Source organism: Lutibacter sp., from assembly GCF_021647475.1.
Classification (GTDB): domain Bacteria; phylum Bacteroidota; class Bacteroidia; order Flavobacteriales; family Flavobacteriaceae; genus Lutibacter.
Genome location: NZ_JAKIUR010000006.1, coordinates 48,308 through 62,810 on the forward strand (window position 1 = coordinate 48,308; position 14,503 = coordinate 62,810).

Genomic DNA, 14,503 nt, shown 5'->3' on the forward strand with positions numbered 1-14,503 from the left:
TTAATTAATTAGGGGTAAAATTAGAGTTATTTTGGTTTCTTGATTCAATTTACTTTTCATCTCAATTTTTCCTTTGTGTAATTTAATAATTTTTTTTACATAATATAAACCTAAACCATATCCTTTTACCGTATATAAATCTCCAGAAGAAATGCGATAATGTTTTTTGAATATAATTTTTTGATTTTTTTTATCAATTCCAATACCATTATCAAGTATTGTTATGCATAATTTTTTAGATTTTATTTCAGAAATTAAATGAATTTTAATAGGTTTTGAATTATACTTTTTAGCATTATCTAACAAATTGTTAATGGCGTTGGTAAGGTGAGTAGGATTACATTTTAATAAGTAAACACCTTCTTTAATTTCAAAATTAAAATCAACGTATTCCATTTTAGAGACCAATTTGAAATCGGAACATAATTTTTGGAGATAAGGGCGAAAATTAGTTTCTTCTAATTCTAAACTTTTATTTTTTTTATCAAAATTTGCTAACTGTAATACATTTTCTATTTGTTCTTTAAGTCGTTCATTTTCATTTTTAATAATATCTAAAAAGGGTTTGCTTTTTTTATCTTCATTTTTCTTAAGCATTTTGGTTGCCAAACCAATTGAAAAAACGGGAGTTTTAAGCTCATGAGTTAGATTATTGATAAAATCATTTGTTTTAGTAATAATATTTTGTTGCCAATAAAATGATTTTAAAACCCAAATAACAATAATTATAATGGCTAATAAAAAAATAAAACTTGGAACAGTAAGTCCGTTAAGTTGAGCTAAAAAATAATTATTAATTTTATTAAAACGAATTTCTAAAATAACATTATTATGCACTAAATTTGGTAAATAACCTTTAAGTTGAATTGGGTACTTTATATCTTTTTTATTTTGATTAACAAAGTTTTTGGATGTAATAAATAGCGTGGTGTCTTTCACAAAAAGTTTATAGGAAAAATCAGTTTTAATTCCATTTTCTAAGAGTTTATAATCTATAAAATCATTTAGAAAATAACTTGCAGCCTCTCTGGTGCTGTCTAATTCTGTTTTAAAATAAGTAGCATCATTTGTAATGGCTTTTCCAAGTAAAAAGGTAAGTTTATTATTATAACTTAAATCGGTTTGAACGGTTTGAACAGTTTTACCCATGTTTTGATTAAAACGAACATTTGCCAAGTTTAAACCAATCCTCAAGTATTGATATTGTGTAATTACTAATCCGATTACTGAAATTATAAAAACTAGAACATAAATATTTCTTTTTTTCAAACTTTTAAATTAAAAGATAAATGCTGTTCAAAGGTAACTAAAGAAATTAGTTTTATAAAAATAAATTGAGAATTGCATCGGTTTTAATAATTATAATTTTTTAATGATTATCAAATTCATTTTATTAAATAAGTAACCGATAAAAATCTATCGAAACCGTTTTCGGAATAGATAATCCCTTTATTTATATGAATAATTTAAAAGTTAGAAGGCATTAAATAAATATAAGATAAAATTAAAAGGAGTTCTATTTTTAAAAGGACTTTAAATTAGTAATTTTAGTTACATTTGTTTTTCAATTGTGTTAAAATAAGCGTTTAATAAATGTCAACTAACTTATTATGAGAAATTTAGGCGTAAAAGTATCCATGTATTTAAATTATTTTGTTTTTGCTATTTTACTAAATAGCGTAGGCATTGTAATTTTAAAATCACAAAACATTTATGGGGTTAATGAAGTTACAGCAAGTACGCTTGAACTATTTAAGGATATACCAATTGCTATTGTTTCATTTTTAATAGCTTCATTTTTACCTAGAATAGGATATAAAAAATCCATGTTAATAGGATTGTTTCTAGTTACTTTAGGCTGTGTTCAAATGTATTTTTCAAATTCCTTTATGGGTGCTCGAATTTTATTTGCAACGGTTGGAGTTTCTTTTGCCTTAATAAAAATTTCGGTTTATTCAATGATTGGCTTGGTAGTGAATAACCAACATGAACACAATAGTATGATGAGTTCTATTGAAGGTGTTTTTATGATTGGCATTGCCTTAGCTTATTTTTTATTTCCTGCTTTTAATAATGAATCTGAGCCAAATTCTTGGTTAAACGTATATTGGTTGTTAGCAGCAATATCTGCAATTTCCTTTATTATATTATTGAATATAAAGTTTGATGAAGGGCATGAAATTCCTGGTGTAAATTTAGCAGATGATGCCAAGCAAATGATGCTTTTAATGGCTAAATTATTAGTATTAGTATTTATAGTAAGTACATTTTTTTATGTAATGGTGGAACAAGGCATTATGAGTTGGTTGCCTACATTTAATTCAAGGGTTTTAAAATTGCCAGAAAATGTTGGTATTATGATGGCGAGTATTTTAGCTATTTCATTGGCAATTGGACGATTGGCAGCAGGAGTAATCACTAAACATTTTTCATGGTTTTATGTGGTTTCATTTAGTATGTTAATAGCCATGGCAATTGTAGTTTTTGTTTTACCAAAAACAGTTAATATAAAACCTGTTGAAATAAATAGTTTAGCAGACATTCCTTTAATCGGTTATGTATTTCCTGTAATTGGATTGTTTATTGCACCTATTTATCCATTATTAAGCTCTGCTATTTTAAGTGTTTTGCCAAAAAAATTGCACAGTCCAATGACGGGTTTAATCGTTATATTTTCAGCTTTAGGAGGTACTTTAGGATCAAGAATTATTGGTTGGTTGTTTAAAAATATGGGAGCTGGTAAAGCTTTTTATTTTTTGTTAATTCCAATGGGATTATTAATAATTTCATTCTTTATTTTAAAGAATTTAACAGCAAAAGCAGCTAGAACTGCTGAAATTAAAGTATAAAATCTGTTCTATTAAGAACAATTAAATAAAATAAATCTATATCAAAAATGAATAATTGGAGTTTAACAGACGCAGATTTTAAAGAATCCTATCAGTTAAAAGAAACCCTTTTTAGTACAGCAAATGGGTATTTAGGAGTGCGTGGTAGTTTTGAAGAAGATGTAATAAAAAATGTGCCAAGCGTAAGAGGTATTTATATTAACGGCTTTTATGAATCTGAAGAAATTGTGTATGGCGAAAAACTTCATGGATTTCCAGATCGAAGTCAAAGTATTTTAAATGTAATTGATACACAAAGAATTAATTTAAAAATTAATGGTGAAAATTTTTCACTTTTTTCAGGAGAAGTCTTGTTTTATGAACGAACTTTAAATGCTAAAACAGGAATTTCTACAAGAACCATTCATTGGAAATCTCCTAAAGGAGATGAAGTGAAATTAATTTTTAAAAGATTGGCTTCCTTTTTTCAAAGAGAGTTGTTTTTAATTAATTTTAGTATTGAGTCTCTAAATTTTACAGGTGAAATTGAAATGATTTCAACTATAAATGGCAATGTTTCTAATATTGTTGCTACAGATGATCCAAGGGTGGGAACTGCTAATGCACAAGCGTTATCGGTTGTAAATTTACTCTCTAAAAATAATCAATCCTATATTGAGGCAAAAACCAAACATTCTAATTTAAAAGTGGTTGCGGGTATTGTACATCAAATTCCTAAATCTTTTTCAGAAAAAACGCTAAAAGAAGATAAACAAATAATACATTTAATTAACGGAACAATTCAAAAAGGAGAAACCCTCAATTTTACAAAATTTGCCGTTTATACCGATACTAATCGACACAAAAATGAATTAGAACAAAATAAGGCCATTCTTAATGATGTAATTAGCAATAACTATGGATATTATGCTGATTTGCAAAAAAAATATTTAAATGATTTTTGGAAATTAGCCGATGTTAAAATTGAAGGAGATGAAAAAATGCAGCAAGGATTGCGATTTAATTTATTTCATTTAGTGCAATCCGTAGGTAAAGATAGATGGAGTAATATTTCAGCTAAAGGATTATCTGGTGAAGGTTATGAAGGGCATTATTTTTGGGATACCGAAATTTATATTTTTCCATTCTTTTTATTTACTAATCCTGATTTAGCTAAAAACCTATTAAATTATCGATTTAATATTTTAGATTTTGCACGAAAAAGAGCATGTCAAATGGGTCATAATATTGGTGCATTATACCCTTGGAGAACCATTGCCGGTGACGAATGCTCACCATTTTTCCCAGCAGGTACCGCTCAGTATCATATAAATGTTGATATTGCTTATTCCATCATTCAGTATTATAGTGTAACTGACGATATTGCATTTATGGTAGATAAAGGCTTAGAAATGCTGATTGAAATTGCTAGGTTAATGTATCATATTGGGCATTTTAGAGAAAGTGATGGTAAGTTTTGTATTGATTCGGTTACAGGGCCTGATGAATATACATGTATTGTAAATAACAATTACTATACCAACGTATTAACTAAAAATTTATTTGTACAAATAGGTGATATTTGGAATGAAGTTTTTAATTCAAATAATTCGAAATTAAGTGAGTTGGTTAAAAAACTTAAATTTAAAAATCAAGAATTAAAGGATTTTTCTACTGCAGGAAAAGCAATGTTTTTACCGTTTGATAAAAAAAGAAAGTTACACCCTCAAGACGATAGTTTCTTTAACAAAAAAGTTTGGGATTTTGAAAATACACCTAAAGAAAATTATCCGCTTTTGTTAAATTATCATCCATTAACTTTATATCGTCATCAAGTTTGTAAACAAGCAGATACTATTTTGGGACACTTTTTATTAGAAAACGAAAGTAGTTTAGAAGCCATTGAAAACGATTATAATTATTACGAAAAAATAACAACCCACGATTCTTCTTTATCTACTTGTATATTTAGTATTATGGCAAATCGTATTGGAGAATATGATAAAGCTTATAATTATTTTATGAATACCGCACGTTTAGATATTGATAATTTGCATCACAACACTAAAGATGGTATTCATACGGCTTGTATGGGTGGTTCTTGGATGTCCATAGTTTTTGGTTTTGCTGGTATGCGAGTGGTTAATAGCGAGCTAAATTTTCATCCTCATTTACCAAAAAAATGGAAATATTTACAATTTAAAATAAAATTTAAAAATAGGGTTTTAGATTGTTTATTATCGCAAGATGGCATTCAAATAACCTTAGAAAAAGGAGCTCCGTTAAATGTAAATATTGATGATAAAATAATGAAAATCAGTTAAGTATAATTTATAAATAATAGTATTCTTGAAAAATAAAATTCAATTAATAACGTATATTAACCGAATTGGATGTAAAAACACTAATGAATTAAAATCTCTTTTAACAACTGAATTAAAAGGACTTTTTGGAGGTGTTCATCTCCTTCCTTTTTTTTATCCATTTGATGGAGAAGATGCAGGGTTTGATCCAATTGACCATCAGCAAGTTGATAAAAGATTAGGTACTTGGAATGACATAAAAGAATTAAGTTCTGAAGTAGCTATTATGGCCGATTTAATTGTAAATCATGTATCAGCAAAATCAATAGCCTTTAAAGATTATCTTGAAAAAGGGGGAAATTCTGCATATAAGTCGTTATTTTTAACTTATGATAAGGTGTTTCCAAAAGGTGCTTCGGAGCAAGATTTGTTAATGGTTTATAGACCGCGACCAGGATTTCCTTTTACTTCATTTGACTTTGCTGACGGATCAAAAAAATTAATTTGGACTACTTTTACTACTAATCAAATTGATATTGATGTTTATAGTAAATTAGGAACTAGTTATTTAGATAATATTCTAATTACATTTCAGAAAGCAGGTATTTCCATGATTCGTTTGGATGCTGCAGGCTATGCTATTAAAAAACAAGGAACTTCTTGTTTTATGATTGATGAAACTTTTGAGTTTATTGGCAATTTAACCAAAAAAGCTAAAAGTAAAAATATTGAAGTGTTAGTTGAAGTGCATTCGCATTATAAAACTCAAATTGAAATTGCTAAACAGGTAGATTATGTTTATGATTTTGCATTGCCTTTATTGGTTTTAGATACCATTTTTAATAAAAATTCGAACAACTTAAAAAAATGGTTAAAAATTAGCCCTAAAAATGTAATTACAGTTTTGGATACTCATGATGGAATTGGTATTGTTGATGTGGCTTCTGAAAATGGAATTCCAGGATTAATAGATGATGTTACGGTAGATAAAATTGTAAATAAAATACATAATAATAGTAAAAAAAGTAGTTTAAAAGCAACAGGTGTAGCCGCATCTAATTTAGATTTATATCAAGTAAATTGCACTTTTTTTGAAGCTCTAGCAAAAAATGAAAATGATTATTTAATAGCACGTGCCATTCAGTTTTTTGTTCCTGGAATTCCACAAGTGTATTATGTGGGTTTATTCGCAGGCGAAAATGACTTGGAATTACTTCAAAAAACAAATGTAGGACGAGATATTAATCGACATTATTTTACAAAAAGTGAAATTAATCAAAAAATAATAGCTACTTATTTTATAAAATTAAAAGAATTGATGTTGTTGAGAAATAATCATATTGCTTTTAATGGAGAATTTCAGTTATTAGAAACTAAAGAAAACATCTTACATATAAAATGGATTTTAAATGAAGATTGGGCTGAACTTAAGGTAGATTTAATTTTAATGAAAATGCAAATTAATTATTCAAAATAGAAAATATAAGTAATGGAAAATTCAGTATTTAACGTTATTGGAATTGGAGAGTTACTTTGGGATATACTACCAGAAGGAAAAGAGTTGGGTGGTGCTCCAGCAAATTTTGTTTACCACACAAAATATTTTGGAGCAAAGTCCTTTATAATCAGTGCCATTGGGAATGATAATCTTGGTGAAGAAATTATAGCTGTTTTAAATAAGAGGAATATTAATTGTTCAGTTAATAAAGTTAACTATCCAACAGGAACAGTTTCTGTAGCACTTAAAAGCGGAATACCATCCTATATAATTCATGAAAATGTAGCTTGGGATTTTATTAAATTGCAAAAAGAAGCTATTCCTATAATAGAAAATGCAGATGCTATTTGTTTTGGTACGCTGTCACAACGATCAATAACTTCTTTAAAAACCATCAAAAAAGTGCTGAGTTTAGTACCAGAACATGCTTTGAAAGTATTTGACATAAACTTAAGAGCTTTGTACTATTCCAAAGAAATAATTGAAAGTTCTTTAAAAGCAGCGAATGTTTTAAAATTAAATGATGAAGAACTAATTGTTTTAACTAAAATGTTCAATTTAAAAGGAAATCAGGAAGAATGTTGCAAACAACTTTTAAATAAATATAACCTAAAGTATTTAGCATTAACTAATGGTTCAAAAGGAAGTTTAATATTTCATAAAGATAAAATTTCAAAATTGGCTGTTCCAAAAATAAAAGTTATAGATACTATTGGAGCTGGAGATTCATTTACAGCAGCAATGGTAATGGGAATATTAAATAAAAACACTTTAATAAAAATTCATAAAGATGCTGTAATGCATGCGGCGAAAGTCTGTGCTAATAAAGGTGCAACTCCAACTAATATTTAGTTTATTTCTATAGCTATTAAGCGTAAATTAATTTAAAATAAGTATATAAAAGACCTTGTTGTTACAATCCTCTATTCAATAACTTAACACAACTGATAGAAATTTGAACAATTTTTTAAAGATAATGATTGGAAAAACTACTGATTACAAAACCAATTACTAAATTTAAATACAAGTGTACCTGCAATTCTTAATTTAAAAACCCATTGGTTTAAATATATTATTTATCCAATGGGTTTTTAAATTAAGAAAAATTATATAAATTTAAGTTAGTTATCCTTCTTTGATGTAGCCATTTTTGATAGAATTGACTTTGTCTGTTTTAATTCTTTTCCAAAACCTTCCAAATTGCCCTTTTCTAAAAAGCTAAATGCTTTATTATAATGCTCAAGTGCTTTTTGTGCATCAATAGAAATAACAGAGCTTCCATTAATTTGTGTTGACAAAGGCTGATTTGGCAAAATTGTTTGGGTAGTTTGAATATTAAAAATAGCTTTTAGTGCCTCATCAAGCGTTTTTCTCATTTCAATTTTATCTTTATAAGCAACAATAACTCTTTTCAATTCAGGAATTTGACCGCTTTCTGAGAACAGATATATTGGTTCTACATATATAAATGAATTTTTTATAGGAATAACCAATTGATTGCCTTTAATTACTTGCGAGCCTTTCTGACCCCAGAGTGTTAGTTCGGAAGAAATATCTGGTTTTTGGTTAATTCTAGCTTCAATTTGCATAGGTCCATAAATTAATTTTTCTTTTGGTAGTGTATAAACAATTAATTCACCATAATTAGGGGCATCAGATCTGGCACATAACCATGCAATCATATTATCTTTTTTAGAAGGTGTTAATGGTAACATCAAAATAAATTCTTCATTTTTTGTTTTTGGTAATCGCATAATTATATAATAAGGAAACATTTTTTGGATTTCATTACTATATATTTCGTTTGGTGTTTCCCAATAATCTTCTTGATTATAAAACACCTTAGGATCAGTCATATGGTAAACATTATACATTTTAATCTGAGCATTAAACAAATCAGTAGGATAACGGATATGTGATTTCAAAAAACTAGGCATATCACTAAAAGGTTTATAAAGTTTAGGATATATTTTTTGAAAAGTTTGAATTAATGGATCTTTAGTGTCAATTACGTAAAATGAAACATTTCCGTTGTAGGCATTAATTACAATTTTTACAGAATTTTTGATATAATTAAATCCTTCTATAAAAGAATTTTGAGAAACAGGTTCTGAATATGGAAACATGGTGCTGGTAGTATATGCATCTTGAATCCAATATAAATTACCATCAGTACCAACAACCATGTAAGGTTGTCTGTCTAAAGAAAGGTAAGGGGCAAGTGTTTGAACACGTTGTTTAATATTTCGGTTAAACATAATTCTACTTTGGTTGCTAAGGTATCCTGTAAAAAGAATGTTAATATCAGAGAATTTCCAAGCAAATATTAAGCGTTTGAATAATGAAGAAATTTGTACGCCTCCTTTACCCGCATAGTTAGTATATTTATTGTCATTTCCCTTGGGGTAGTCAAATTCTTTAGCTTTTGTATTTACCAAAACAAACTGGTCTGTTTCTTGACCATAATATATAGCTGGCTGTTTAACTTGTAAGTTTACAGAAGATTCTGGAGGAATATTTTTCACAATAAGTTTTGGCAATCCGTTTGGAGTAACTTCATTAACAGGATTCATTACAATACCATATCCGTGTGTGTATATTAAATGGTTGTTTACCCAAGTTTGTGCTCGTTCAGGAATTTGTGATTCTGGCAGTTCTCTTGATCCCACGGCAACTTCAGTATATTTATCAAAATGATAACGGTCAACCTGAACGTTATTAAAATTATAATACAATCTAATTTCTTGTAATTGTTTATAGGTTTGTATTAAAGGTCTTCTATCCCATAAACGAATATTTTTAATGGTATTATGATTGTCTAAAATATCTTTATAAGTTAAATCTTGAGTTACAGGGAAATCTTTAACCTTAATTTTATCCAAGCCAAAGGCTATTTGTGTAAATTTTATATTATTTAAAATATAAGGAGTCTCTTTTTTTAGTTCGTTAGGCTTTACAATGTATTGTTCAATTACCGTAGGGTAAATCCAAACAAATCCTACCCATACTAAAACCCATAATCCTAAAGCAGAAAAAATAATTTTTCTTTTTTTGTAAAGAGGATATAAAAATAAAAGAATAGTAATAATTAAACTAACACCAAAAATAGCCCAGTAAGCGGGAATTTGAGCATGTATATCCATATAAGAAGGTCCATAAGCTACTCCATTAGATGAATATAAGATATTAAATAATTTAATAAGATAAAGTGCTGAAAACCCCAACGCAAAAAATGCAGCCAATTGGGTTAAATGGGTTTTTACCTTTTTAGTAATATTAAAATTACCATCTGTAACATTAAAAGCATTATCAATAAAGTAAGAGAATAAAACAGCGATAGAAGTTATAACTACCATAAAAATATACCAACTCACAATAAATTGATAAACAGGAAGTTTAAATATGTAAAAACCTGCATCTATACCAAAAATTGGTTCTTTTAAATTAAAAGAAGAGGAATGGAAAAACTTTAAAAATTCATTCCAGTAACCTGATGCAAAAGAACCCATTGTAACTGCAAAGAAAAATATTATAACAGCCCAAAGCCATACAATTTTTTTACTTTGATATAACGATAAAATTAGTTGTCTTGGATCGTCTTTTGGAATTGAATAATTATTTCTGCTACTACTTCCTCTATGATATGCAAGGCGAATATGAAAGCTAGAAAACAAAACAAAAATTATAAAAAACACAAAGAATGATACAATTTGAGTTGTTACAATTGTGTCAAATACAGAATTGTAACCCATGTTTTTGAACCAAAGCCAAGTGCCATAATAGTCAATAAACAAGCCGAGTAAATAAGTAATAAAAATTAATAATATTACTGTAAAAAGTATATTTTTATATTTTTTCATAATTTTTGTTTTTTTGATATAATTAATAAAAACGGGTTAAAGTAAAATACCTTTGCAGTACCTTAAATCAATAATTTGAATTTTATTCTGAAGCAATAAAAATTATCAACTGGTAAAGTTAAGTATAAAATACTTATCACAAAAACAATAGATCTTTAAACTTTAAATATTATTGTTTATACATCATTTTGAAATATTACGGTGGCATTTTTAAAAGTTTTTTAATATTTGACCTAATATTAAATTGGTTAGAGGTCAGTAGTTAGTTACATAACTAAAAATAATAATTAAACTCGTTGTGCCATTTTGACTCTTTAAACTTACTGTTACGTCAATTCGAGGATTGAGACCAAAATTTTCTCAAGTGGCTGTAATGACATTACGAATTTTAAATAAGTCTGTCATTCCTGCCTACGCAGGAATGACAATTCTAAAAAAAATCATAATCTAACTTAGATTATGATTTTTAATTAGTTAAATAAGATGTCAATGGTAGCCTGCCTGACGGCAAGGCAGGTAATTTTTTATCAAAAATTGTATCGAGAATGGCTGTTTTTAAATAAAAAACCTATTCTCGATACTAATTTTAAGCCTAAAAAGGCTAAAATTCACTCGAATTGACGAAATTTTATCAAAATGCACAACGGGTTAATTAATTATCTCATTATCATTAGATTACAAAACTAAAAAAAGTCTGTTCGAGCAGAGTCGAGAACTATTGGTACACTAATTAGGTCTCGACTCCGCTCGACCTGACACTATTATTGGAATTAAAACTTACATAGTATATTTAACTACTGACCTCAAAAATTAGTTTCTTCTTCATAAAGATTTATAACATTTTGAATTATCAATTCTACTCTTTTAGAATTAGGATAAAGTGAATTGAATTTCTTATAACTTTTAATAGCTTGATGTATTTTATGAGATGTAATAAAAAAAAATAACAAACAAATGTCTGTATTAAATTTTATCAATAATAAGAATACTATTTTGAAATAAGTTAGAAAAAAAGATAAAGTTCTTAAGGTTACATAACAAAGAATTATAACGTGTTATTCTAAATTTATCTTATAAAACTAGTTATCTTTGTTCAAGATTTCAAATAGAAAATATTATGAGTAATTCTAAAAAGCGAAGCGAAGCTTTAAACTATCACGAATTCCCTACTCCTGGAAAAATTGAAGTAATCCCAACTAAAAAACATGCAACTCAAAAAGACTTATCACTTGCCTATTCACCAGGGGTTGCAGAACCTTGTTTGGAAATTGAAAAAAATCCAGATGATGTATATAAATATACGGCTAAAGGAAATTTAGTAGCTGTGATTTCAAATGGAACAGCTGTGTTAGGTTTAGGAGATATTGGTGCTATGGCAGGTAAACCTGTTATGGAAGGTAAAGGATTACTTTTTAAAATATTTGCCGATATTGATGTGTTTGATATTGAAGTTGATACTCATGATATTGATAAATTTATTGAAACAGTAAAAAATATTGCTCCAACATTTGGAGGAATTAATTTAGAAGATATTAAAGCTCCTGAAGCTTTTGAAATAGAAAGAAGGTTAAAAGAAGAGTTGGATATTCCAATTATGCATGATGACCAGCACGGAACAGCTATTATTTCTTCGGCAGCTTTAATTAACGTTTTAGAGCTTACCAATAAAAAAATAGAGGAGGCAAAAGTAGTAGTTAGTGGTGCAGGTGCAGCCGCAATCTCTTGCTCTAGATTATATAAAAAATTAGGTATTAAACCTAAAAATATTGTAATGTGCGATAGCAAAGGTGTTATTAGAAATGATAGATCAAATTTATCAACACAAAAACAAGAATTTGCAACAGCAAGAGATTTACATACTTTAGAAGAAGCTATGGTTGGTGCTGATGTATTTTTAGGCTTATCAAAAGGTGGTTTAGTAACTCCTGAAATGTTAAAAACAATGGCACATGATCCTGTTGTTTTTGCATTGGCAAATCCTGATCCTGAAATAGAATACGAAGTAGCAATTAAAGCTAGAGAAGATATTATTATGGCTACTGGAAGGTCAGATTATCCTAATCAAGTAAATAATATTTTAGGGTTTCCTTATATTTTTAGAGGAGCACTAGATGTAAGAGCAACAGGTATTAATGAAGAAATGAAATTGGCTGCGGTTTATGCTTTAGCAGAATTGACAAAACAACCTGTTCCAGAACAAGTTATAAAAACTTATAATGTAAAAAATATTGAATTTGGAAAAGATTACATCATTCCAAAACCATTTGATCACCGTTTAATTACTGAAATTCCACCTGCTGTTGCTAAAGCAGCGATGGAATCAGGAATTGCAAAAAAACCAATTAAAGATTGGGAAGCTTATAAAGATTCATTGGCACAACGTTTAGGAACAGGTAGTAAATTTATGAGAATGCTAATGGGTAGAGCTAAATCTGATCCAAAAACTATAATATTTGCTGAAGCAGATCAATTAAATGTTTTAAAAGCCGCTCAAATTGTTTATGACGATGGAATTGGAAAACCTATTTTAATGGGTGATAAACAAACAATCCTTGAGTTAAAAGAAGAAATAAAATTTGATGCAGATTTACCAATAATTGATCCAAAATCAGAAGAAGAAAAAGAAAGAAGAAATCGTTATGCTGATATTTTTTGGAAAAAAAGACAACGAAAAGGTATTACTTATATTGATGCTCAAAAATGGATGAGAGAACGAAACTATTTTGCCGCAATGATGATTAATGAAGGAGAAGCAGAATCATTAATAACAGGTTATTCAAGGGCATACCCAACGGTAGTAAAACCTATGATTGAATTAATAGGGAAAGATAAAGGGGTTAGGCGAATTGCTGCAACCAATATAATGTTGACTAAACGAGGTCCAATATTTTTCTCTGACACGGCTATAAACATTGATCCAAATGCTGAAGAATTGGCAAATATTGGTTATATGACTAGCTTGGTGATGAAAATGTTTGGATTTGATCCAGTTTTAGCAATGCTTTCATTTTCTAATTTTGGCTCTACAAACACACCGTTAACTGCTAAAATTACAAAAGCTGTTGAACTTATGCATCGCAAATTTCCATCCATAAAAGTAGATGGAGAAGTACAAGCAGATTTTGCGTTAAATCCAGCAATGTTAAAAGAAAAATTTCCTTTTTCTAAATTAAACGGAGAAAAAGTAAACGGATTAATATTCCCAAATTTAGAAGCAGCTAATATTGGTTATAAATTAATGAAAGAATTTAATCAAATTGATTCTATTGGACCAATAATTATGGGATTAAAAAAACCAGTACACATTATTCAATTAGGTGCAAGTGTTGATGAAATTGTTAATATTGCAAGTGTTGCAATTGTTCATGCTCAAGACATGGATAAAAACAAATAATTTATTTACATTTGAACATTTATTGTTAAATGTACTATGATAACTCATATTAGAGGAAAACTCATCGAAAAAAATCCAACTTATGCCATTGTTGAAACCAATGGCATAGGTTATTTTCTAAATATATCGTTAAATACGTTTTCTCAACTTCCAAATAATGAATCCGTTTTTTTATATACTTATTTATCTGTAAAAGAAGATTCACAAACATTATTTGGCTTTATAAATAAAACCGAACGTGAAATTTTTAAATTATTAATTTCAGTTTCAGGAGTTGGACCAAGTATAGCTAGAACTATGTTGTCCTCTATGTCCACAGATGAAATTCAACGTGCAATTGCTAATGATGATGTTGCTGCTATTCAATCAGTTAAAGGGATTGGAGCTAAAACAGCACAACGGTTACTAGTAGATTTACGCGATAAAATTTCAAAAACCTATATTGTAGATGAAGATTCTGTGGTGCTAAACAATACGAATAAAAATGAAGCGTTATCTGCATTAGAAGTCTTAGGCTTTGCTAAAAAGCAATCAGAAAAAATTATTGATAAAATTTTAAAAGAAGATAATACTTTAACTGTTGCTCAATTAATTAAAAAAGCGCTTAAAAATTTATAAAA

General features: G+C 28.2%; 8 protein-coding genes. 6 read left to right on the top strand and 2 right to left on the bottom strand.

The genetic code is table 11. The annotated features are described in order from the left end of the window. Window positions 1–1,269, bottom strand: coding sequence for a HAMP domain-containing sensor histidine kinase (locus L3J60_RS02575; protein WP_291973921.1), 1,269 nt, complete (start codon window positions 1,267–1,269; stop codon window positions 1–3). Window positions 1,270–1,610: 341 nt separating this feature from the next. On the opposite strand from L3J60_RS02575, the gene L3J60_RS02580 reads away from it, so the two are divergent. From L3J60_RS02580 to L3J60_RS02595, 4 genes are read left to right on the top strand one after another with little or no spacing between them, the layout of a single operon-like run. Then, window positions 1,611–2,849, top strand: coding sequence for an MFS transporter (locus L3J60_RS02580; RefSeq protein ID WP_291973922.1), 1,239 nt, complete (start codon window positions 1,611–1,613; stop codon window positions 2,847–2,849). A gap of 47 nt (window positions 2,850–2,896) precedes the next feature. Then, complete coding sequence (locus L3J60_RS02585) at window positions 2,897–5,152, top strand: glycosyl hydrolase family 65 protein (protein WP_291973923.1); 2,256 nt, start codon at window positions 2,897–2,899, stop codon at window positions 5,150–5,152. 25 nt (window positions 5,153–5,177) lie between these two features. Beyond that, window positions 5,178–6,608 (top strand): sucrose phosphorylase, encoded by a 1,431-nt coding sequence (gtfA, locus tag L3J60_RS02590; RefSeq protein ID WP_291973924.1) that lies wholly within the window; start codon window positions 5,178–5,180, stop codon window positions 6,606–6,608. A gap of 12 nt (window positions 6,609–6,620) precedes the next feature. Continuing rightward, entirely contained in the window at window positions 6,621–7,481 is an 861-nt protein-coding gene (locus L3J60_RS02595) for a carbohydrate kinase (protein WP_291973925.1), read from the top strand. A gap of 269 nt (window positions 7,482–7,750) precedes the next feature. Here the strand turns inward: L3J60_RS02595 and L3J60_RS02600 are convergent, their stop codons facing one another. Beyond that, entirely contained in the window at window positions 7,751–10,489 is a 2,739-nt protein-coding gene (locus L3J60_RS02600) for a UPF0182 family protein (RefSeq protein ID WP_291973926.1), read from the bottom strand. Window positions 10,490–11,606: 1,117 nt separating this feature from the next. Here L3J60_RS02600 and L3J60_RS02605 point away from each other — a divergent pair. Next, the gene (locus L3J60_RS02605; RefSeq protein WP_291973927.1) at window positions 11,607–13,883 is read left to right on the top strand and encodes an NADP-dependent malic enzyme; all 2,277 of its coding nucleotides are present in this window, start codon (window positions 11,607–11,609) and stop codon (window positions 13,881–13,883) included. Window positions 13,884–13,919: 36 nt separating this feature from the next. Continuing rightward, a complete protein-coding gene (gene ruvA, locus L3J60_RS02610; protein ID WP_291973928.1) occupies window positions 13,920–14,501 on the top strand; it encodes a Holliday junction branch migration protein RuvA in 582 nt (193 codons plus the stop codon). Window positions 14,502–14,503 lie beyond the last annotated feature (2 nt).

Excerpts from the sequence above, each read along its gene's own strand:
- L3J60_RS02580 (WP_291973922.1), top strand. The coding sequence starts at position 1,611 with ATGAGAAATTTAGGCGTAAAAGTATCCATGTATTTAAATTATTTTGTT.
- L3J60_RS02595 (WP_291973925.1), top strand. The coding sequence starts at position 6,621 with ATGGAAAATTCAGTATTTAACGTTATTGGAATTGGAGAGTTACTTTGG.
- L3J60_RS02585 (WP_291973923.1), top strand. The coding sequence starts at position 2,897 with ATGAATAATTGGAGTTTAACAGACGCAGATTTTAAAGAATCCTATCAG.
- L3J60_RS02600 (WP_291973926.1), bottom strand. The coding sequence starts at position 10,489 with ATGAAAAAATATAAAAATATACTTTTTACAGTAATATTATTAATTTTT.
- ruvA (WP_291973928.1), top strand. The coding sequence starts at position 13,920 with ATGATAACTCATATTAGAGGAAAACTCATCGAAAAAAATCCAACTTAT.
- L3J60_RS02605 (WP_291973927.1), top strand. The coding sequence starts at position 11,607 with ATGAGTAATTCTAAAAAGCGAAGCGAAGCTTTAAACTATCACGAATTC.